The sequence below is a fragment of the Faecalibacterium sp. I2-3-92 genome (genome assembly GCF_023347315.1).
Taxonomy (GTDB): domain Bacteria; phylum Bacillota; class Clostridia; order Oscillospirales; family Ruminococcaceae; genus Faecalibacterium; species Faecalibacterium duncaniae.
Genome location: NZ_CP094470.1, coordinates 1,479,528 through 1,500,789, shown reverse-complemented (window position 1 = coordinate 1,500,789; position 21,262 = coordinate 1,479,528). Strand labels below are relative to the sequence as shown.

Annotated in this window: 20 protein-coding genes; 15 read left to right on the top strand and 5 right to left on the bottom strand. The window is 58.1% G+C overall.

What is annotated here, in order from left to right; genetic code table 11:
- Positions 1-17 precede the first annotated feature (17 nt).
- From lepB to nrdR, 12 genes are all read left to right on the top strand, one after another.
- Complete coding sequence (lepB, locus tag MTP42_RS07340) at positions 18-569, top strand: signal peptidase I (RefSeq protein WP_005934355.1); 552 nt, start codon at positions 18-20, stop codon at positions 567-569.
- Positions 566-1,486, top strand: a complete 921-nt coding sequence (ylqF, locus tag MTP42_RS07335; protein WP_249257035.1) for a ribosome biogenesis GTPase YlqF — start codon at positions 566-568, stop codon at positions 1,484-1,486. Before lepB ends, ylqF begins: the two co-directional genes overlap by 4 nt.
- Positions 1,483-2,127, top strand: coding sequence for a ribonuclease HII (gene rnhB, locus MTP42_RS07330; RefSeq protein ID WP_156061097.1), 645 nt, complete (start codon positions 1,483-1,485; stop codon positions 2,125-2,127). Before ylqF ends, rnhB begins: the two co-directional genes overlap by 4 nt.
- A complete protein-coding gene (locus MTP42_RS07325) occupies positions 2,127-2,489 on the top strand; it encodes a YraN family protein (RefSeq protein ID WP_005934349.1) in 363 nt (120 codons plus the stop codon). Before rnhB ends, MTP42_RS07325 begins: the two co-directional genes overlap by 1 nt.
- Positions 2,490-2,587: 98 nt before the next feature.
- Positions 2,588-4,048, top strand: coding sequence for a threonine synthase (thrC, locus tag MTP42_RS07320; RefSeq protein ID WP_099357181.1), 1,461 nt, complete (start codon positions 2,588-2,590; stop codon positions 4,046-4,048).
- Between the two features lie 37 nt (positions 4,049-4,085).
- Positions 4,086-4,769 (top strand): metallophosphoesterase, encoded by a 684-nt coding sequence (locus tag MTP42_RS07315; protein WP_005934344.1) that lies wholly within the window; start codon positions 4,086-4,088, stop codon positions 4,767-4,769.
- A 223-nt stretch (positions 4,770-4,992) separates the two neighbouring features.
- Positions 4,993-6,309: a trigger factor gene (gene tig / locus MTP42_RS07310; RefSeq protein WP_005934342.1), complete on the top strand. Its 1,317-nt coding sequence runs from the start codon at positions 4,993-4,995 to the stop codon at positions 6,307-6,309.
- Between the two features lie 153 nt (positions 6,310-6,462).
- A complete protein-coding gene (gene clpP, locus MTP42_RS07305; RefSeq protein WP_098922298.1) occupies positions 6,463-7,059 on the top strand; it encodes an ATP-dependent Clp endopeptidase proteolytic subunit ClpP in 597 nt (198 codons plus the stop codon).
- Between the two features lie 59 nt (positions 7,060-7,118).
- Positions 7,119-8,438 (top strand): ATP-dependent Clp protease ATP-binding subunit ClpX, encoded by a 1,320-nt coding sequence (clpX, locus tag MTP42_RS07300; RefSeq protein ID WP_097771158.1) that lies wholly within the window; start codon positions 7,119-7,121, stop codon positions 8,436-8,438.
- 218 nt (positions 8,439-8,656) lie between these two features.
- Positions 8,657-9,940: an aminotransferase class I/II-fold pyridoxal phosphate-dependent enzyme gene (locus MTP42_RS07295; RefSeq protein WP_005934338.1), complete on the top strand. Its 1,284-nt coding sequence runs from the start codon at positions 8,657-8,659 to the stop codon at positions 9,938-9,940.
- A gap of 87 nt (positions 9,941-10,027) precedes the next feature.
- Complete coding sequence (secF, locus tag MTP42_RS07290; RefSeq protein ID WP_249257034.1) at positions 10,028-12,373, top strand: protein translocase subunit SecF; 2,346 nt, start codon at positions 10,028-10,030, stop codon at positions 12,371-12,373.
- A gap of 48 nt (positions 12,374-12,421) precedes the next feature.
- Positions 12,422-12,889 (top strand): transcriptional regulator NrdR, encoded by a 468-nt coding sequence (gene nrdR / locus MTP42_RS07285; RefSeq protein WP_005934334.1) that lies wholly within the window; start codon positions 12,422-12,424, stop codon positions 12,887-12,889.
- A gap of 98 nt (positions 12,890-12,987) precedes the next feature.
- On the opposite strand, the gene MTP42_RS07280 is transcribed toward nrdR, so the two are convergent.
- A complete protein-coding gene (locus tag MTP42_RS07280) occupies positions 12,988-13,356 on the bottom strand; it encodes a DUF4363 family protein (RefSeq protein ID WP_005934332.1) in 369 nt (122 codons plus the stop codon).
- Positions 13,353-14,060, bottom strand: coding sequence for a DUF421 domain-containing protein (locus MTP42_RS07275; protein WP_005934330.1), 708 nt, complete (start codon positions 14,058-14,060; stop codon positions 13,353-13,355). The genes MTP42_RS07280 and MTP42_RS07275 overlap by 4 nt, the downstream gene beginning before the upstream one ends.
- 66 nt (positions 14,061-14,126) lie before the next feature.
- Between MTP42_RS07275 and MTP42_RS07270 the strand changes: the two genes are divergently transcribed.
- The 3 genes from MTP42_RS07270 to MTP42_RS07260 are packed head-to-tail and all read left to right on the top strand — an operon-like array spanning position 14,127 to position 17,391.
- Positions 14,127-15,581, top strand: coding sequence for a spore germination protein (locus MTP42_RS07270; RefSeq protein ID WP_249257033.1), 1,455 nt, complete (start codon positions 14,127-14,129; stop codon positions 15,579-15,581).
- A gap of 2 nt (positions 15,582-15,583) precedes the next feature.
- Positions 15,584-16,408, top strand: coding sequence for a hypothetical protein (locus MTP42_RS07265; protein WP_249257032.1), 825 nt, complete (start codon positions 15,584-15,586; stop codon positions 16,406-16,408).
- Entirely contained in the window at positions 16,405-17,391 is a 987-nt protein-coding gene (locus tag MTP42_RS07260) for a hypothetical protein (protein WP_249257031.1), read from the top strand. The genes MTP42_RS07265 and MTP42_RS07260 overlap by 4 nt, the downstream gene beginning before the upstream one ends.
- Here the strand turns inward: MTP42_RS07260 and MTP42_RS07255 are convergent.
- From MTP42_RS07255 to MTP42_RS07245, 3 genes are read right to left on the bottom strand one after another with little or no spacing between them, the layout of a single operon-like run.
- On the bottom strand, positions 17,388-18,737 hold the full coding sequence (locus tag MTP42_RS07255; RefSeq protein WP_249257030.1) for a sensor histidine kinase: 1,350 nt from the start codon (positions 18,735-18,737) through the stop codon (positions 17,388-17,390). The genes MTP42_RS07260 and MTP42_RS07255 overlap by 4 nt on opposite strands.
- Positions 18,734-19,423, bottom strand: a complete 690-nt coding sequence (locus MTP42_RS07250) for a response regulator transcription factor (protein ID WP_097771952.1) — start codon at positions 19,421-19,423, stop codon at positions 18,734-18,736. Before MTP42_RS07250 ends, MTP42_RS07255 begins: the two co-directional genes overlap by 4 nt.
- Positions 19,420-21,222, bottom strand: coding sequence for a Na/Pi cotransporter family protein (locus tag MTP42_RS07245; protein WP_249258291.1), 1,803 nt, complete (start codon positions 21,220-21,222; stop codon positions 19,420-19,422). Before MTP42_RS07245 ends, MTP42_RS07250 begins: the two co-directional genes overlap by 4 nt.
- Positions 21,223-21,262 lie beyond the last annotated feature (40 nt).

The following is a 21,262-nucleotide window of genomic DNA, read 5'->3' as shown; positions in this document are numbered from 1 at the left end:
GTGAGGTGCATCGGGAAATGGAAAAGCATACTTCAACACAGGAAACTGTGCGTGGACAGAATGTGTTTGAGTGGTACGAGGCGCTGATCTCCGCTGCGCTGGTGCTGGTGCTGGTATTCTCGCTGTTCTTCCGCATCATTCAGGTGGACGGCGAATCCATGGTGCCCACCTTGCAGAACGGCGATAAGCTGATCGTCTGGGGCGCAGGCTACGAGCCCCAGCGGGGCGATGTGGTCATCGTGGACAGCTACACGGCCTACGGTAAGCCGCTGGTCAAGCGTGTCATTGCCAAGGGCGGCGATGTGGTGAACATTGATTATCAGGCTGGCACGGTCTCGGTGAACGGGGAAGTGCTGCAGGAAGCTTATATCGCTGAACCGACCTATCTTGGCTATGACGTAACGTTCCCGTACACGGTGCCGGAGGGTACGGTGTTTGTGATGGGCGATAACCGCAACGCCTCGCTGGACAGCCGCTCGTCCTATGTGGGCTGCATCGATGAACGCGATATTCTGGGCAAAGTGCTGCTCTGCTTTTTGCCCTTTTCGGATTTTGGGGTGGTAAAATGAACAACGATACCCGCTTTGCAAATCAATATAACATCCAATGGTTCCCCGGCCACATGACCAAGACCCTGCGGATGATGGAGACGGAGATCCAGCATGTGGATGCCAGTCTGGTGCTGCTGGATGCCCGCATCCCGCTTTCCAGCCTGAACCCCGAGGTGGAGCGCATTACGGCCCGCAAACCCAAGCTCTATGTGCTGAACAAAGCAGATCTGGCCGATCCTGCTGTGACAGAGGAGTGGATCAGATACTTCCACGCCGCCGATGCAGGCTGTGTGGCCATCAGCGCCAAGCAGAAGGGCGGTGCCAAGGCGGTGCAGACTGCCATTGAAAAGGAGCTGGCCTCGCTGCTGGAGCGCCGCCAGAACCGTGGTATGGGTGGTGCCAAAACTCAGGTGATGCTCTGCGGCATCCCCAACGTGGGCAAATCCACCTTCATCAACACCTTTGCAGGTTCTGCCCGTGCCAAGGCGGCCGACCGCCCCGGCGTGACCAAGGGCAAGCAGTGGGTCAGCACCGAAAAGTTTGACCTGCTGGATATGCCCGGCGTGCTCTGGAAAAAGTTTGATTCCAAGACCATTGCTTCTAATCTGGCCTTCATCGGCTCCATCAAGGATGATATCCTGGATGTGGAAGAGCTGGCCATGAACCTGCTGGATGAGGTGCGCCGCAATTACCCCGACCTCGTGGCCCAGCGCTACAAGCTGGATGCAGAGACGCTGGCTCTGCCGCCCTACGAACTGCTGGAGGCCATCGGCCGCAAGCGCGGACTGCTGGTGCGCGGCGGCGAGGTGAACACCGAACGCTGCGCCATCATGCTGGTGGACGAGTTCCGCGCCTGCAAGTGGGGCCGCATCTCTCTGGAGCGTCCGCCCCAGCGGGATGATCTGGCAGACTTTGCCGAGGAGGACGACGAATGAAACGGCGTTCTGACGAGGAGATCTCTGCCCCTCTGTACGAGTATGATGCCGCCATCCGTGCGCAGTACGGCTTTTTTGCCGGTGTGGACGAAGCGGGCCGCGGCCCGTTGTGCGGCCCGGTCGTTGTGGCGGCCTGTATCCTCGACCCGGAGAAGCCGGTGTACGGCATCAACGACTCCAAGAAGCTGACCGAGAAAAAACGGGAAGCCCTCTTTGATGAGATCCTTGACAAGGCGCTGGCCTATAAGATCGTCTTTGTAGGCCCGGAGATCATCGACCGGGATAATATCCTGAACGCCACCATGAGCGGCATGAAGCAGGCTGCGGAAGGGCTGGACATTGTGCCGAACCTCGTGCTGGTGGACGGCAACCGTGTCCCGGCTGCGCTGGAGATTCCCGCCCAGCCGGTGGTCAAGGGCGATGCCACCAGCGCCAGCATCGGCGCAGCATCGATCCTGGCAAAGGTCAGCCGTGACCGCTATATGATGGAGCTGGACAAGCAGTACCCGCAGTATCAGCTGGCAAAACACAAAGGTTACCCGACCAAGCTCCATTATGAACTGATCGAGCAGTACGGGATCCAGCCCTTCTACCGCCGCAGCTTCCTGAAAAAGCAGGGCTATTGGCCGGAGGGCAAGTGATGGATCGGGCCGAGACCGGCCGCACCGGCGAGGCTGTGGCTGCGCGGTATTACCAGAAGCAGGGATGTGAGCTGGTGGCCCACAACTACCGCACCCGGATGGGGGAAATCGACCTCATCCTGCGGGAGCCGGACGGCACACTGGTGCTCTGTGAGGTCAAGACCCGCAGCCCCGACCCGCTGGCCGCGCCTGCTGCGGCCGTGACCCCTGCCAAGCAGCGCAGGCTCATCCGCACCGCGGAATATTATCTCCAGCACACCGGACAGAGTGATGAACCGGTTCGTTTTGACGTTGCCGAAGTGACCCCTCTTGACAGCGGGCGCTGGATGGTACATATTATAAAGGGTGCATTTACCGCGTAATGCGGGGTGCATTGGTGGGAAAAGGCAGAAAACGGCTTTTGCCGCTGCCACAAACATGGGGTCAATGCGGGCCCCGCTGGCAAAAAGGAGCGACGACAATGCAGTTTTTCAGCACGAGAGATCATAACCGCGTGGTAAGTGCCTCTCAGGCCATTGCACAGGGCCTGTCGGATGAGGGCGGTCTGTTTGTTCCGCAGAGCTTCCCGCAGGTGGATGTCAAGGCGATCTGTGCGCTGGATTACCCCGAGATGGCTGCTGCCATCGTGGGGCAGTATCTGACCGATTATTCGCAGGAGTTCCTGCAGGAGGCCGCCAAGGCCACCTATGGTGCGGCCTTTGGCGGAAAGGCGGGCTATCTGGCCCCTGTTTCGGATGAGGTGTACTCTCTGGAACTGTGGCACGGCCCGACCTGCGCCTTCAAGGATTACGCCCTGCAGCTGATGCCGAAGCTGCTGGTGGAGGCAAAGAAAAATCTTGACCGCACCGAGAAAACATTGATCCTGGTGGCGACCAGCGGCGATACCGGCAAGGCCGCGCTGGATGGCTACCACGATATCCCGGGTGTGGAGATCGCAGTGTTCTTCCCCACGGGCGGCACCAGTGAGATCCAGCGCCTGCAGATGGTGACCCAGGAAGGCGAAAATGTGGCGGTCTACGCTGTGCGTGGCAACTTCGATGATGCCCAGACCGGCGTGAAGAAGGTCTTTGGCGACCCGGCCATTGCTGCCGAGCTGGCAAAGCGGAACATCCGCCTGTCCAGTGCAAACTCCATCAACTGGGGCCGTCTGGTGCCGCAGATCGTTTACTACTTTGCCGCCTACGCCCAGCTGCTCAAGGCAGGGAAGGTGCGCTTTGGTGACAAGGTGGACTTCTGTGTGCCTACGGGCAATTTTGGCGATATTCTGGCGGGCTACTATGCAAAGCAGATGGGCCTGCCGGTGGGCAGACTGATCTGCGCTTCCAATGAGAACAATGTCCTGACCGATTTCCTAACCACCGGTACTTATACTGCCAAGCGGGAATTCTTCAAGACCACTTCTCCCAGCATGGATATTCTGGTGTCCTCTAACCTGGAGCGCCTGCTCTATCACGTCACCGGCAGCGATGCCGAGGTGGCGGGCCTGATGAAGAGCCTGTCTGAAACCGGCAGCTATACCGTCCGGCCCGAGACGCTGGCCGCCATTCAGGAAAGCTTTGGCTGCGGCTGGAGCAGCGAGAAAGAGGTGGCAGGGGAGATCCGTGCCCGCTATGAGCAGGATGGCTATCTCTGCGATACCCACACCGCTGTGGCCTTCCATGTGGCGGGCCGTCACAAGCGCGAGGGTGTGCCCATGGTGGTGCTGTCTACTGCCTCCCCCTACAAGTTCCCCCGCAGCGTGCTGGAGGCTCTGGGCCACACTGCCCCGCAGAACGACTTTGAGGCCATGCAGGAGCTGGAAGCAGCCACCGGCCGCACTGCACCCGCAAGCCTTGCTGCCCTGCGGCAGAAGGCCGAGCGGTTCAATACCGTCATCGACCCGGAGCAGATCGCGCAGGTGGCGCTGAGCTATCAGGAATAAACCTTGTCCTGCCGGACTTAGAACAGGAGAAAAATGAATGGCACTTTATGTGCTTGGCGATACCCATCTTTCACTGGGCGCTTCCAAACCCATGGATGTTTTTCCGGGGTGGAGCGGCTATGTGGAGCGGCTGGAGCGCAACTGGCGCAAGCTGATCAAACCCGAGGACACCATCGTGCTGGCGGGTGATATCAGCTGGGCCATGCGCCTGAACGATACGCGCAGGGATTTTGCGTTTTTACAGGAGCTTCCCGGCCAGAAGCTGATCATGAAGGGAAACCACGATTACTGGTGGACCACGGCCAACAAGATGAACGCCTACCTCAAGGCTGAGGGCTTTGACACCCTGCACATCCTGCACAACAACTCCTACTCTGTGGAGGGGTATGCGCTGTGCGGCACCCGGGGCTGGCTGTTCGATGTGGGAGAACCCCACGATGAAAAAGTGATGAACCGCGAGATCGGGCGCTTAAAAATGAGCCTGGATGCTGCGGAACCGGGGTTGGAGAAGCTGGTGTTCCTGCATTACCCGCCGGTCTACACCGGCACCAGTGCTCCTGAGATCGTGGCCACCTTGAAGGCCTACGGCATCACCCGCTGTTACTACGGCCACCTGCACGGAAACGCCATCCGGTACGCGGTGCAGGGCGATGTGGACGGCATCCGGTATAAGCTTGTCAGTGCCGATGGCCTGCGTTTCTGCCCCTACCGCATCAATTAAAGGCGGGAAGTGTGGGCAAAAAGAACAAAAAGTCAAAATTTGGTCTGGCAATTGTGTCTGGAACGTGCTATAATAAGTTTTGACGCGATTGTTGCACCCAATTGAGCGCGCGCGTCCCCGCATTTCGCAAACAGAAGATACAGGACGCGGTGCGCGGTTGCAGGAGACAGGGAAGAAAACCTGTCCCCAACGCAATAGAATTTTTGAGTGGAGGATACACAAAATGAATTTCATCAAGTGCGAAAAGCTCGAGAAGAGCATGGCAGAGCTGCAGTTCTCCATCGACGCTGAGGCCTTTAAGGGCGCAGTGGCCGATGTCTTCAAGAAGGAGGGCAAGAAGTACTCCGTGCCCGGCTTCCGCAAGGGCAAGGCTCCCCGTTCTCTGATCGAGAAGATGTACGGCGCTGATGTCTTTACCTATGATGCCATCAATGAGCTGTTCCCCGCTGCTTACGAGGCAGCTGTGAAGGAAGCCGGCATCGAGCCCGTTGGCCGTCCCGAGGTTTCTGTGGATGCTGCCAGCGAGACCGAGGGCGTGACCCTGACCGTCAAGGTCGCTGTGATGCCCGAAGTCAAGGTCGGCAACTACAACGGTCTGACCGTTGAGAAGACTGTCCATACTGTTACCGACGAGGCCGTCGATGCAGAGCTGAAGCGCGTGCAGGAGCGCAACGCCCGTGAGCTGACCCGCGAGGGTGCTGCTGAGAATGGCGATATCGCTGATATCGACTTCGAGGGCTTTGTGGACGGTGTCGCTTTTGAGGGCGGCAAGGCTGAGCACTACAACCTGACCCTGGGCAGCGGCTCTTTCATCCCCGGCTTCGAGGATCAGATCGTTGGCCACTCCGCCGGTGAGGAGTTCGACGTGAACGTCACCTTCCCCGAGGAGTATCAGGCTGCTGAGCTGGCTGGCAAGGCTGCTGTCTTCAAGATCAAGCTGCACGAGGTCAAGTACAAGGAGCTGCCCGCTCTGGATGACGAGCTGGCCAAGGACTGCTCCGAGTACGACACTCTGGAAGAGTTCAAGGAGTCCATCCGCAAGAACAACCAGGAGCAGCTGGACAAGCAGGATGACCTGGCTGTTGAGAACGCTCTGGTCGATCAGGTCATCGAGAGCATGGAGGCTGAGATCCCCCAGGCTATGTACGATACCCGTATGGACGAGATGGTCAATGACTTCGCCTTCCGTGTGGAGCAGCAGGGTCTGCGCCTGGAAGACTACCTGAAGTATATGGGCCAGACCATGGATCAGTTCCGTGCTTCCTTCATGCCTCAGGCTGAGAAGCAGGTTAAGATCCGCCTGGCTCTGGAGGCTGTTGCCGCTGCTGAGAACATCGAGGCTTCCGAGGAGGATGTTTCCGCTGAGATCAAGCGCATCGCTGACCAGTACAAGATGGAAGAGGACAAGGTCCGTGAGCTGGTCAACGTTGACGACCTGAAGAAGGATCTGGCAATCAACAAGGCCATCGACTTCATCAAGAGCCACGCCAACATCGTAGAGAAGGCCGCTGAGGCTGAAAAGACCGAGGACGCTGAATAATCCAGCTGCCAAGGCCGCAATTTGCAGGAAACGCTGTTTGAAGCGTACCCTGTAAACAAAGGTTGTTAAAATTGACCGATACGGCCCTGTTTCTTTTGCCGTATCGGTCAATTTTGCAAATAGAATTATTTTTCGTATCAGGAGGCGAACTTTATGAGTTTTGTTCCTTACGTTGTCGAACAGTCGGCACATGGTGAGCGTTCCTATGATATCTTCTCCCGTCTGCTGAATGACCGCATCATCGTTCTGAGCGAGGATGTCAACGACACCTCCGCAAGCCTTGTGGTGGCGCAGCTGCTGTACCTGGAAGGGCAGGACCCGGACAAGGATATCAGCCTGTATATCAACAGCCCCGGCGGCTCTATCAGCGCAGGCATGGCCATCCACGATACCATGCAGTATATCAAGTGTGATGTCTCCACCATCTGCATGGGCATGGCCGCTTCCATGGGTGCCTTCCTGCTGGCAAGCGGCACCAAGGGCAAGCGCTTTGCCCTGCCTAACTCCGAGATCCTGATCCATCAGCCGCTGATCGGCGGTCAGGGCGGCGGCCTTTCCGGCCAGACCACCGATATCAAGATCCACGCCGAGCACATGGTGTATATCCGCGATAAGATGAACCACATGCTCAGCGAATACACCGGCCAGCCGCTGGAGAAGATCCAGCTGGACACCGAGCGCGACAACTATATGACCGCGCTGGAAGCCAAGGAATACGGCCTGATCGATGAGGTCATCGCCCACCGCTGAAACTGAAAGGCGCGGGGGAGAGCCCTGCGCGCAAAGACCCAGAATAAGGAATAACAGTTATGGCAAACAACAATTCCGGCAAAAATGAAAAAGACCTGGTGTGCAGCTTCTGCGGCAAGCATCAGGACGAAGTGGAACGGATGATCATCGGCCCCGGTGTCAACATCTGCAGCGAGTGCATCGGCCTGTGCCATGATCTGCTCTCGGATCAGCCGGAGCACCCGGAAGCAAACGGCCGCCCGGGCCGCGGCGCAAGCCGTACCCGGATGCAGGCTGTGGATGGTCTGGATATCAATATCCTGACCCCGGCTGAGATCAAGAACGGGCTGGACCAGTATGTCATTGGTCAGGATGAGGCCAAGCGTGTGCTGGCGGTCTCCGTTTACAACCATTATAAGCGCATTCTGAGCGGCAAAGGTGCGGATGTGGAACTGCAGAAGTCCAACGTTCTGCTGTTGGGCCCCTCCGGTGTCGGCAAGACTCTGCTGGCTCAGACCCTGGCCAAGATGCTGGGGGTGCCCTTCGCCATTGCGGATGCCACCACCCTGACCGAGGCGGGCTATGTGGGTGAGGATGTGGAGAACATCCTGCTCAAGCTGCTTCAGGCGGCGGATTTTGATGTGCAGAAGGCACAGGTGGGTATCATCTACATCGATGAGATCGACAAGATCACCCGCAAGAGCGAGAATCCCTCCATCACCCGTGATGTGGGCGGCGAGGGTGTGCAGCAGGCGCTGCTGAAGATCCTGGAGGGCACCGTGAGCAACGTGCCGCCCAACGGCGGCCGCAAGCACCCCCAGCAGGAGTTTATCCAGATCGATACCACCAACATCCTGTTCATCTGCGGCGGTGCCTTTGATGGCCTGGATAAATACATCCTGCGCCGCACTGATCGCTCTGCACTGGGCTTCGGCAGCAGCCTGAAGGACAACTCCGAGGATGCCCAGCGTGCCCTGCTGCGCAAGGTGGAGCCTCACGATCTGGTCAAGTTTGGCCTGATCCCTGAGCTGATCGGCCGTCTGCCGGTCATCACCGTGCTGGATGATCTGGACGAGGACGCACTGGTGCGCGTGCTCAAGGAGCCCCGCAACAGCCTGGTCAAGCAGTACAAGGAACTGCTGAGCATGGACAGTGTAGAGCTGGAGTTCACCGACGAGGCCCTCCACGCGATCGCCCGCAAGACCATTGAGCGCAAGACCGGTGCCCGCGGTCTGCGCAGCGTCATGGAAGGCATCCTGCTGCCTGTCATGTATGATGTGCCCAATGACCCCACCATCATCCGTGTCACCATCGACAAGGACACCGTGGAGGGCGGCGAGGCCCATCTGGAATACGGCGCTGTGCGCAAACGGTATAAGAACCAGACCGCCCTGAGCTGATATCTGCACTCTGCAGACAGCAGGAAAGGGATGCCCTGCCAAATGCTTCGGCTTTGGCGGGGCTTTTTTTGTAATTTGCTTGTTTCGCGCCCGGAGTTGCGGTATAATATTAAAGTCTGGATGACGGTGGTGGGAGAACTCTCTGGCAAGAACTCCTGAAACACCCGGCATCGGATACTGTGGGAAATTGGAAGTACGATAAAGGAGTGTGTTTTTCAATGGCAAACTATCTTGAGATGAATCGTGAGGAGCTCACTGCCGAAAAGGCAAAGCTGAATGAGCAGTACAAAAAGTTTCTGGCCATGAACCTGAAGCTGAACATGGCCCGTGGCAAGCCCGGCCCTCACCAGATGGATCTGGCAATGGGTCTGCTGCAGATGAACGATTACACCACCGACGCAGGCACCGATGCCCGCAACTATGGTGATCTGGAGGGCCTGCACGAGGCTCGCGTCCTGTTTGCGGATGTGTTCGGTGTCAAGCCCGAGGAAGTGTTCGTGGGCGGCAACTCCAGCCTGCAGCTGATGTATAACCTCATCAACATTGGCTATGTGTTCGGCTTCCCTGAGTCTCCCTGCCCCTGGTCTCAGGTGGAAAAGCGCAAGTTCCTCTGCCCGGTGCCCGGCTATGACCGCCACTTTGCCATCACTGAGGAGTACGGCTTTGAGCTGATCAGCGTGCCCATGACCCCCAATGGCCCCGATATGGACATTGTGGAGAAGCTGGTGGCCGAGGATGACACCATCAAGGGCATCTGGTGCGTGCCCCAGTATTCCAACCCGGATGGTTATACTTACAGCGATGAGACCATTGACCGGATGGCCAAGATGAAGACCGCTGCTCCTGATTTCAAGATCTTCTGGGATGAGGCTTACATCGTCCACCACCTGACCGAGGAGATCATCGAGACCCCTGTTCTGTTGAACGAGAGCAAGAAGTACGGCACGGAGAACCGTGTGTTCATGTTCACCTCCACCAGCAAGATCACCTTCCCCGGTGCAGGTGTTTCCGCCATTGCATGCAGCGTGGACTCCATGAAGTATATCTGCAAGCGCTTCTCCGTGATGATCATCAGCTATGATAAGATGAACCAGCTGCGCCATGTCCGCTTCCTGAAGAACAAAGAGGGTGTGCTGGCCCACATGGCAAAACACCGCCGCCGCTTGATCCCCTGCTTTGATGCGGTCAAGACGGCCTTTTCCGAGGAGCTGACCCCCTGCGGCGACATCGCTCACTGGACGAACCCCAAGGGCGGTTACTTCATCAGCCTGTACGTTATGCCCGGCTGCGCCAAGCGTGTGGCCCAGCTGTGCAAGGAGTGCGGTCTGACCCTGACCGGTGCCGGTTCCGCCTATCCCTACCATAAGGACCCGCAGGATTCTCACCTGCGTATCGCGCCCACCTATCCCAGCCTGGACGAGGTGGAGACCGCATCTGATCTGCTCTGCGTCTGCGTAAAGCTGGCAGTCATCGAAAAGCTGCTGGCCGAAAAGGCAGAGTAAGCGTTTTATTCTGCAAAAAATCTCCTCCGTGCAGAGGTTTTTCTGCGCGGCGGAGGTTTATTATATTTTGGAGGTTTCCTGTTTTTTATGAAGACGAAAGGCAAAGCATGGCAGCTTGTTGTCACAGTGCTCCTGATCGCCGCGTTTGTCTACACGGCATTCTTTGGTGTGGCAGTCAAGTACGGTGATGTGACCAAGACCTACATCAAGGGAGCGCAGGATATCCGCTTTGGCGTGGATATCAAGGGCGGTGTCAACGTAACGTTTGCCCCCTCGGACAACTACGATGCCACCGATGATCAGCTGGACGCTGCCCAGCTGGTCATCGAGAATCGTCTGGTCGGCCTGAACGTGACCGACTACGAGCTGTATGTGGATTATGACTCCGACCGCCTGATCCTGGAGTTTCCGTGGCAGTCCGGCGAGACCGATTTTGACCCCGAAGCCGCCATTGAAGAGATCGGCAGCACCGCCTACCTGACCTTCCGCAAGGGGAGCAGCGCAGACGGTGAACTGATCCTGGACGGCTCCATGGTCGAGAGCGCCGCTGCTCAGTACGGCCCGGTAAGCGGCAGTACATCCGAATATTATGTGGCCCTCAAGTTCAACGACGAGGGTGCCAAGGCCTTCGGGGATGCCACCACGGAGCTCTACCAGAGCAGTGGAACCATCAGCATCTGGCTGGATGATCAGAACGTGAGCACCGCAACGGTCAATGCGGCCATCACCGATGGTGCCGCCATCATCACCAGTTCTGCGTCCAATCCCTTCACGCAGGAGGACGTGATCAAGATGGCCCGCCAGATCAATTCCGGTGCACTGCCTTTTGCCCTGACTGTGGACAGCTATTCCACTGTCAGCCCCAGCCTGGGCGAGAACAGCCTGAGCGCCATGGTGCTGGCCGGCCTCATTGCCTATGCCCTCATCGTGGTGCTGATGACGCTGCTGTATCGTCTGCCTGGCTTCCTGGCCTGTATTGCACTGGCCGGTCAGGTAGCGGCAACGCTGGCTTTCGTCTCCGGCTATTTCCCGGTGTTTGAGAGCTTTACCCTGACTCTGCCCGGCATCGCAGGTATCATCCTGGCCATTGGTATGGGCGTGGATGCCAATGTCATCACCGCCGAGCGCATCAAGGAGGAGCTGAACAACGGCAAATCGCTGGATGGCGCGCTCAAGAGCGGCTTTGCCCGCGGCCTGACCCCCATCATTGATGGCAACGTGACCATCGTTATTGTGGCGATCGTGCTGATGGGTGCCTTCGGCCCCTCGGACGGCCTGTTCGCCAAGGCCCTGCACTTCGTGTTCTTCGCCTTTGGGCCCTCCACCGCAGGCACCATCTACGCCTTTGGCTACACGCTGCTGACCGGCGTTCTGCTGAACTTTGTGTTCGGCGTGTTTGCCACCCGTGTGATGATCCGCGGTGCAGCCTCCATCAAGGCCCTGCGGAATCCCTGGCTCTATGGTGCTGTCAAGCCCGGCAAGGAAGTCAAGGAAAAGAAGCCCATCGACTTAGTGGGCCTGCGCAAGCGCTTCCTGACCATCTCCACCTGCCTGATGGCGGCCATTATCCTGTGTGCTGCAGTGTTCGGTGTCCGGCTGGATACGGAGTTTACGGGCGGTGCCATGATCACCCTGAGCTATCAGGGTGAGATCAGCACCTCCGAGGTTCAGAAGACCGCCTCCACCGCACTGGAAAACAACGGCCTGACCCTGCAGACCGGCGAGAATGTCGCCACCGGGGAGCAGACCCTGAAGATCTCCATGCCCGGCAACGAGACCGTGACCACCGATCAGGTGGAGAATCTGCTGACCTCCCTGAACGAACAGTACCCGGACAATGCCTTTGCCCAGCTGTCCCTGAGCAATGTCAGCGCTGCCATGGGCACCAAGTTCCTGCAGAAGAGTCTGGTGGCTGTGGTGTTCTCCCTGCTGCTCATCCTGCTGTATATCGGCTTCCGTTTCAAGAAGATCGGCGGCCTGACCGGTGGCCTGATGGCTGTGCTGGCCCTGTTGAACGACCTGATGGTGGTTTTTGGCACCTTTGTGCTGCTGCGCACCCCGCTGGACGGCAACTTTATTGCCGCCATGCTGACCATTCTGGGCTACTCGATCAACGATACGGTTGTGGTCTATGACCGCATCCGCGAGAACCGTGCCCTGATGGGGAAAAAGACTCCGTTCGAGGAGCTGGTCAACCACTCGGTCAACCAGTCTGCCCGCCGTACCATCATTACTACGGTGACCACTGTAATGGCACTGGGTGTGATGTGCGTGGTCTCCAAGCTGTACGGCCTGGACAGCATCTTTACCTTTGCCTTCCCGCTGATGATGGGTATGCTGAGCGGCGTGTATACCTCGCTCTGTGTTTCCACCTCCGCCTGGGTGCTGTGGAACGACCGCAAGAGCAAAAAGGCTGAAACCAAAAAAGCCTGACCGTGTTTTGCCCGACAGGCCAAGAACCAACATCAGGAGGAACGATTTATGAAATGTCCCTATTGCGGCGATGAGGAATCCAAGGTCATCGATTCCCGCCCGACCGAAGACGGTGAGCGGATCCGCCGCCGCCGTGAGTGTCTGCGCTGCCGCATGCGGTTTACGACCTATGAAGTGGTGGAGACCGTCCCGCTGATCGTCATCAAAAAGGATAACTCCCGTGAGCCTTTTGATCGTCAGAAGCTGCTCAACGCAATGCTGCGGGCCTGCGCCAAGCGCCCGGTGAGCTACGATGCACTGGAACGGGCTGTCAGCAGCATTGAGCAAAGTCTGATGAGCTCCTATGACCGCGAGGTGTCCAGTGTGCGCATTGGTGAACTGACCATGCAGGAGCTGAAAAAAATCGATGAAGTGGCCTATGTCCGCTTTGCTTCGGTTTACCAGCAGTTTGCCGATGTCGAGAGCTTCTTCACGGAGCTGAAAAAGCTGATGGGCGACCGCAAAGAGAAAAACTAAGGTTCCAGCGTTAAAAGCCAGACTTTTTCGTGAACTTCACGAGAAAGCCTGGCTTTTTGTTGTGCTCACCTCAACTGTTCAGCTCAGTACAAATACCCTCAGAGAATACGATGAGAGAGCCAGGCCAGGGTCTCTACCTGAACCTGCGCCCGGCGCAGTTCCCCGAAGGCTTCCTCGGGTGCATTCAGTTCCAGATGGCCATCGGCGGCGCGCAGGGCGGCTTCCAGCTCCGTGAAGTCCTGCGTGCGGAGCAGGTGGTTCATGCCTTCCCGCATGGTGTCGCAGAGCTCGGCTCCTTCGGCCAGTGCCTGCCGCGCACCGGTCAGATCGCTGTTCCGGATATCCTCCATGGCGGTGTCGATGTCATCGGAGATATCCTCGGCGAATTGCTGTACCCGGAAGCTGCTATAAAAGGCTGCCGCCAGCAGCAGGACTACGATGCCAATGCAGACATAAATACGTTTCATGCTGCACCCCCTTGCCGGAGCCCCGCCGTTTGACGAGGCTCCTTTTTCAGCAGAAAATAATCCTCGGTATCGTTGCCCGCCAGGATCAGGATCTCTTCCAGAAGCAGGCTGTTGGCCTGTGCGGTTCGTTCCAGCCAGGCAGCATCCTTGCCGCAGATGGTCAGGTTTTCGGCAAGCACCTGACCATCCAGCACAAAGGGGATGGTGGCCTGTGCCCGCTGTACCCTTGCCCCAAGGTCGGCGAGGGTGGCCGGTTCCTTTTCCGGGCGCAGAGCCACCGAGAGACTGCCGTTGGTCTCCACGACCGCATAGGAGACATCCCGGGGGTCGAACACATCTTTGCCGCGTAGCGCCTCCATCAGATCGGCGGCAGTCAGCCGCAGGGTGCGCAGGGCGTTCTGATCGATCTCACCGTTCAGGATGACCGTTTTGGGCCGCCCGGACATCAGGTTGAAAAAGCGCTGGCTCCTGAAGCTGAGGATCGACCCCAGAAGCTCCAGCGCCGCAATGAGAAAGAGGGGAATCAGGCTGGCTGTGACCGGTACCTCTTCAGATTCAATGGAGATGGAAGCCAGATTGGAGATGAGGATGGTGGATACCAGTTCCTCAGGCTGCAGTTCCCCCAGCTGACGTTTGCCCATCAGCCGCATGGCAAACAGGACGCAGAGATAGATCAGGATGGTACGGAAAATCAAGAGTTTCAAACCGGAACACCTCCCAGCGTATAACCGCCGCCCCGGCGGACAAGCTACCAGAAAGGGGGCGGCAAAATGGAACAGCTTTCCAGCCATCTGGCGGCAAATCTTGCGGAGCTCAACGCTAGGTTTGGCCGATCGGCAGATTTTTATGCGAAGGAGCTTGAGCTTTACCACTGCAAAGGAGCCATCGTTCTGTTTGATGGAATGGCCAGCCTGAAAGGGCTGTGGCAGCTGCTGCTGGATGCCGCCAGCCGCCGCACACCGCCCGGTCCGGCAGAACAGCTGACCGGGGAACAGGTGTTTGCGCTGTTGTTTGAGCACTCCGCACTGCCCGCAGAGCCTGCCCCTGTGGAGGACTGGGATGCCCTGATCCGGCGGCTGACGGCGGGCATGGCAGTGCTTTTGCTGGACGGATGCGCAAAAGGCATCGCCTTTTCGGTGCAAAGCCTGAACGCCCGCTCGGTGGATGAACCGGCAGGGGAGGGAAATCTCCGCGGCTCCCGGGAAGGCTTTGCGGATCTGCTCCGGGTGAATACAAGCCTGCTGCGGCGGTGCTTCCGCAATGATGCTCTGGTCATTGAGATCGGTCAAGCCGATTGTGAGATGAAAACGGAGTATGCTCTCTGTTACTGCCGGGATACGGCAGACCCAAAAGCGGTGCAAAAGGTGCGGCAGACCTTGCAGCGGGCCAGGCCGCAGCTGCTTTTGGATTCCAGCTACTTTGTGCCATGGCTCTTTCCTTGTAAGATCCGCACATTTGCTCCTGTGCGCTATACCGAACGGCCTATTGTGGCAGCGGCAAAGCTGCGGGAGGGAAAATTCGTCATTCTGGTCAATGGCAGCCCCTCAGCGCTGATCCTGCCCACCCTGTTCTGCGAAAACTTTGAATGCCTGGATGACTATGCAGGAACGGCCTATTTTGCATCCTTTCTGCGGCTGCTGAAATATATCTCGTTCTACCTGAGCATTTTCCTACCGGGCGTATTCGTCTGCTGGGCAGTCTACCTACCAGAACTCCTGCCGCCCCAGCTGCTGTTCAAAATCGAGGCCGCCGAGCAGGCAACGCCGCTGCCGCTGTTCGGAGAAATGCTGCTGGTGATTCTGATGTTGGAGATCATCCGGGAGGCTGGTCTGCGGATGCCCCAGACCCTGGGGCACTCTGTCAGCCTGATCGCTGCCCTCATCATCGGGGATGCAGCCATTGCCGCCGGACTGATGAGCACACCGGTCATCCTGACCGCTGCTGCCGCGTCCATTGCGGTGTTCGTCACGCCCTCGCTGTATGAGGTGGCGACTGTTCTGCGGCTGGTGGTGCTGCTGGCAGCAGGGGTGGCTGGCCCGGTGGGACTTGCCGCCTGTGCACTGGGCGTGTTATTCGGGCTGACCCGGGTCTCGGCGCTGGGTGTGCCCTACCTGCGGGATGCTATCTTCCCCGAGGTGCCGCTCTCGCCGGACGGTGTGACCCGGCGCAGCTACCCAAAACTTTCCCGGCGGCCCTTTACCATTTGGCAAAAACGAGGTGGTTGAAGTTGGAACGATCCTGTTTCTCTGAAAAAACACTGACTCTGAGTGTGCTCACAGCAGAGTTCGCTCTGTGCGTGTTACAGACGGGTGCGCCTGTAACAGCCCGCAGTTTTCTGCTGCGCGGCCTGCCCATGACACTGGCGCTGGTTCTGATCATCGCCCTGACAGCCGAGGCAGAGCAGCGTGCAGACAGTTTTTTGGGTACAGATTTGCGTTCCCGGGTAGTCTGCGGCGGGCTGGGACTCTGGTTTGTCTGGGAGGCTGTGGAGACTTTCCGTCAGGCGCAGGAGCTTTGCTGGGAGAATTTTTCTTCCATGGCCATGCTGGGGCTTCTCCCGCTGCTGCTCTGGGCAGGATGGAAGCTGGAACCTGCCGTACTGGTCCGTTGTGCGCCGATCCTGTGCTGGGCGGCGGCGCTGGCGGGTTTGCTCTGCCTGCTGGGGCTGAATGGCCAGTTCCACTGGGAAAGTCTGATGATGCAAGCTGATGCTCAACCGATTATCCTGCCCCTGTATCCGGAATACTTCGCCCTACCGCTGTTCTGCCCGGCAAAGCAGGTGCGGGGCGCTGTCTGGCTTCCGGTGAAAGTTTTTATACTGGTTGGCAGCTTTGCGCTCTGCACGGAACTGGTGTTTGGGGCGGGGAATGCCCTGCCCGGCATCGAGCTTTTGCGGGCGGGCAGGCTGGGCAGCATCTCCCGGTTTGATGCCCTTGTGCTGCTGGTCTGGTTGGCAGCGGCAATGCTCCGGTTCTGCGTGCTGGTGCAGGTGGTGCGTCAATTGGCCGGGCGGCTGTGGGGCAGGGCTACGCCTGCGGAGGAAAACGCATGACGGGCCAACAGCGTGCCATCCGGTGGCTGGCGGCAGGGGTACTGGTGCTCTGGTGTGGGGTGTTTTTGCGGGCAGAGAACACCGAAAAAAGCATGGTGCGTGCCCTGCTCCTGACTCCTCCCACAGTGGTGGCACAGAGCTGGACGGTGGGTCTGCTCTACCAGTTTCCGGAAGCCGCTGCCGATGCTTCTGATGCCGCCGCACAGGTGCAGCTCTGCACCGGGCAGGGAAACACCCTGCAAACGGCTCTAACTGAAGCCGAGCGTGGCCTGCCCCGTAAAGCAAGCTACCGGATATGCGAGTATCTGCTTTTGAATGCCGAAACAACTTTAAAAACCATTCGACAGGCGGAGACCGTGTTGAAAGAGGAGCCGGTGCAGGGCTTGTCTGCCCGGGTCCTCTGCATGGATCTTTCCGGAGAAGAACTGGCCGCAGCAGACGGAGAAAACGAACTGTTCCCGGAACGACTTTTGCAGGTCGTGAAAGAAGCTGCACCGCAGGCTCCGCACCTATACGAGAGCCGGAACGCTCTTTTGGCTCCGGTGCTTATCCTGACGGATGGTGCCATTGAGAATGCGGAGGAAATGCTTCTGCTCACCGAAACAGGGAACACCCGGCTCACCCCGGCAGAGAGCCAGATGGCACAATTGCTGCTGGGTCAGAGCGGAGAGCACACTTTTCCACTGGCTGGCGGGCAGGTGACTTTCCGGCGCTGTGTGGTATCGGTGGAAGCTGTAGAAGATGGCTTTGCCGTGACCCTGACCGGCCAGCGCAGGGCGGGCACAGCTCTGCCTACAGCAGTGCAGTGTGCGGCGCTGGAGCTGCTCTGCGTGCAGACCGTTCAGCGCTGCTGGGAAAATGAGTATGATCTGCTCTCTCTGGGTGCAGTCCGGGCGTTGAAGCAGGGAACAAAGCGAGAAATGCTTACAACAAAAAAAGTCTGCCCGCAGGTGCAGGCAGACGTGAGCTTTTTGCAGTTTTAGTGGGCGGTCTCAAAAACGACGGTGATGGTGGTGCCAACATTTACTTCGCTTTCCAGCTTGATACGGGCGTTGTGGATGCGGGCAATGTGCTTGACAATAGCCAGCCCCAGACCGGTGCCGCCGGTGGCCTTGCTCCGGCTCTTATCCACCCGGTAGAAGCGTTCGAACACGCTGGACTGCGCATCTTTCGGGATGCCGATGCCGTTATCCTTGACGGTCAGGGTACAATGGCCGTCCCGGGTGCAGGAGGTGATGAGCTGGACCTTGCCGCCGGGTCGATTGTAGCGGATGGCGTTGTCGCACAGGTTTTGGCACAGCTCATCCAGCTGATTCCGGTTGCCAAGCACTCTGGCACTCTCGCCCAGATAGGTCAGGGAGATGAAGGAGCGTTGCGCGTTCAGCTTCTGGCGTTCCACACAATCCTTGGCCACGTCCAGCAGATCGACCGTTTCCATGTCGGGCTGTGCATGGGTCTCGCTGACGCTGTCCAGGTGCGACAGCTGCAGGATATCGTTCACCAGCTGGATCATCCGGCTGGCTTCTACATGGATCTTCCGGCCAAACTCGGGCACATCGGCGGGTTTGGCAATGCCGGTCTCAATGAGTTCCGCATAGCCGGAAATACTGGTCAGCGGCGTTTTCAGCTCGTGGCTGACGTTGGCCGTGAAATCCTGCCGCATCTTCTCGTTGTTTTCCCGCAGCAGCCGATCAGAGTGGATGCTCTCAGCAAAGGGGATGAGTTCCCGGTAGGGAACGTTTTCCTGAATGTGCTCAAGGTCATCCGTCATTTTCAGAATGGGCTGGACAAGACTGCGGGTCAGTAGCCCAGCGATCAGCGCTGCGGCACCCATCATCAGGATGCAGCTCAGGATGATGGCGGGCAGGGCCGCGTCGTAGATCGACCAGATGGTCTCAGAATCCTGGGCCACACGCAGGATATCGCCGCCGGGCAGCAGCATGGCGTAATAGTAGGTCTCGTACCCCATGGTCTGGGAATCACGGCAGTTACGGCCTACACCCTCCTGCATGGCCTGCTGGATCTCCGGGCGGGACAGATGGTTTTCCATCTGCTGGTCAGTGGCGGATTCAAACACCACACTGCCATCTGCTGCAATCAGGGTAATGCGCAGGTCACCGTTGACGAACATGGAGAGCTGATCCGGAGAGGAAAGCTGCTCGTATCCGGCGGAAACCAGATCAGCCTGATGCTCCAGTGAGGTCCATGCCTGTTCCCGGAACGCTTTGTGAAAGACGAAGAGACAGAGCACGGCGGTGCAGACCAGACCGACGAAGCCCATGAAAAACAGCCGGTAACTGATTTTTTCTTCCATGCTCTGCGGTTTCATTCTTCCTCGCCCTCCTCATTGTCGGCCAGCTTGTAGCCGACCTTGCGCACGGTGCAGATATATCTGCCCGCGTCCCCCAGCTTTTTGCGCAGGGTGCGGATGTGCATATCCACGGTGCGGCTCTCAACAGAAATATCGGTGCCCCATACCACCTGCAGAATGGTCTCGCGGGTCACAACAAGGTTCGTGTTTTCCAGCAGCAGGCGCAGCAGGCTGTATTCCTTGTAAGTCAGGTCAATATGGGTGCCGTTCACAGTCACGCTGTGGCGGGCGTTGTCCAGCAGGATCTCATGGAAGGCATAAACATTCTGCTTTTCCTCGGGGGCAGAGCGGCGCAGGGCGGCCCGCACCCGGCTCAGAAATTCCATGATGCCAAAGGGCTTAGTGATGTAATCATCTGCACCGCAGTCCAGCCCGCGCACGGTATCCAGCTCGCTGGATTTTGCTGTGACCATGATAATGGGCAGGCGGCGCAGAGCAGGGGTATTGCGGAGCTTTTTCAGGATGGAGAAACCGTCCTCACCGGGCAGCATCACATCCAGAATGACCAGCTCAGGCTCTGCGGTGCGCATGGCCTGCCAGAAAGGCTCAGAGGTTTCAAAGCTCTGCACTTCGTATCCGCTGGATTGCAGTGCATATTGCTCCAGCTCGCGGATGGCGGCATCGTCTTCTACAATGTAGATCATTTGTTGGGTTCCTCCTTTGCGGCTGCGGGTGCAGTGTCGCTGTCAGGGAAGAGATAGCGCTCACGGTAACGATCCAGACGACGCTGGAACTGTTCGCTTTCCTTGGTCTCGTTGCCGTAGCGCAGGTCGTTCAGATAAGCGTGGGTATCAAAGCTGTCCTGTGCCACCTCGATCTGGGCAACAGCCACATTGCTGCAGTGGTCGCAGACACGCTCATAGTTGGTCAGCAGATCTTCCAGAACAAAACCATATTCAATGGAACAGCTGCCGGTCTGCAGGCGTGCCACGTGGCGGGCCTTGATGGCACGCACCAGTTCATCCACAACGGTCTCCAGCGGCTCGACCTTGCCGGCCAGGTGCAGATCGCCTTTGCGGAATGCATCGGTGGTTCGGCTCAGCACATCCTGCACGGCCCCCTCCAGCACCTGCAGCTCCTCCTGTGCATCCTTGGAAAACTCAATGCTCTTGGCGTGGATCTCTTCGGCGGAGCTCAGAACATTTACAGAGTGATCGCTGATGCGTTCAAAATCGCTGATGGTGTGGAGCAGAGTGTTCACACTCTGGCTGTCGGCATGGCTCATTTCACGGCTGGACAGCTTGACGAGATAGGTGCCCAGTGCATCCTCATATTTGTCCACCTTTTCCTCTTCCTCCCGCACCTTCTGGGCAAGGGAATCATCCCACTTGTGGGTCAGGCTCATGGCCTGCACCACGCCCACACGGGCCAGCTCGGCCATGTCTGCAGTGGCGGCACGGGCACGCTCCACAGCCACGGCGGGAGTGTTCAGCAGGCGCTCATCCAGCAGAGCAAAGCTCTCTTTTTCGGCATCGTCCGGAATGGTGAGGATGGCCAGTTTTTCCAGCCCATTTGCAAAGGGCAGCAGAACAGCGGTGGCCGTCAGGTTGAAGATGGAGTGGACCACGGCAATGCCCCAGGCAGTGACTGTCTCATTGACAAAGGCAAAGTCAAGCAGCAGGTTTGCACCATAGAAAATAGCCAGGAACAGGGTAACACCGATGATGTTGAAGTACAGGTGCACCATGGCGGCGCGGCGGGCATTTTTGTTGGCACCCACAGAGGAGATCAGCGCGGTGACGCAGGTGCCGATGTTCTGGCCCATGATGATGGGGATGGCACTGCCGTAGGTGATGACACCGGTGGCGCTCAGTGCCTGCAGGATACCAACGCTGGCACTGGAGCTCTGGATGATGCCGGTGACAACGGCCCCCACCAGAACGCCCAGCAGAGGATTGGAGAAGCGGATAAACAAGCTGGTGAACCACGCCTCGTTCTGCAGGGGAAGCACAGCATTGGACATGGTGGTCATACCGGTCATCAGAACAGCAAAGCCGATGAGGATGGTGCCGATGCCCTTGCGCTTCTCGCTTTTGCCCATGTACAGAAGGATGCCGATAAAAGCCAGCACCGGGCTGAAGGAGGTAGGCTTGAGCATATTGATCAGGAAGCTGTCGCCCTGCAGGCCGGAAAGGCTCAGGATCCAGCTGGTGACCGTGGTGCCCACATTGCTGCCCATGATAACGCCGATGGCCTGATGCAGCTCCATGATGCCGCTGTTGACAAAGCCGACCACCATAACGGTGGTGGCGCTGGAGCTCTGGATCACGGCGGTGACGCACAGACCCAGGAAAAAGCCCTTGAGCGGGTTGTCAGTCAGTTTGCTCAGGATCTTTTGCAGCTGGCCGCCGGCCTGCTTTTCCAGCGCCTTGCCCATGATGTCCATACCGAACAGGAACAAGGCCAGGCCGCCCAGCAGGGAAAATACATTAAAAACAGTCATTTGAAGTTCCTCGCTTTGTTTGACACGTTTATTTGACGGA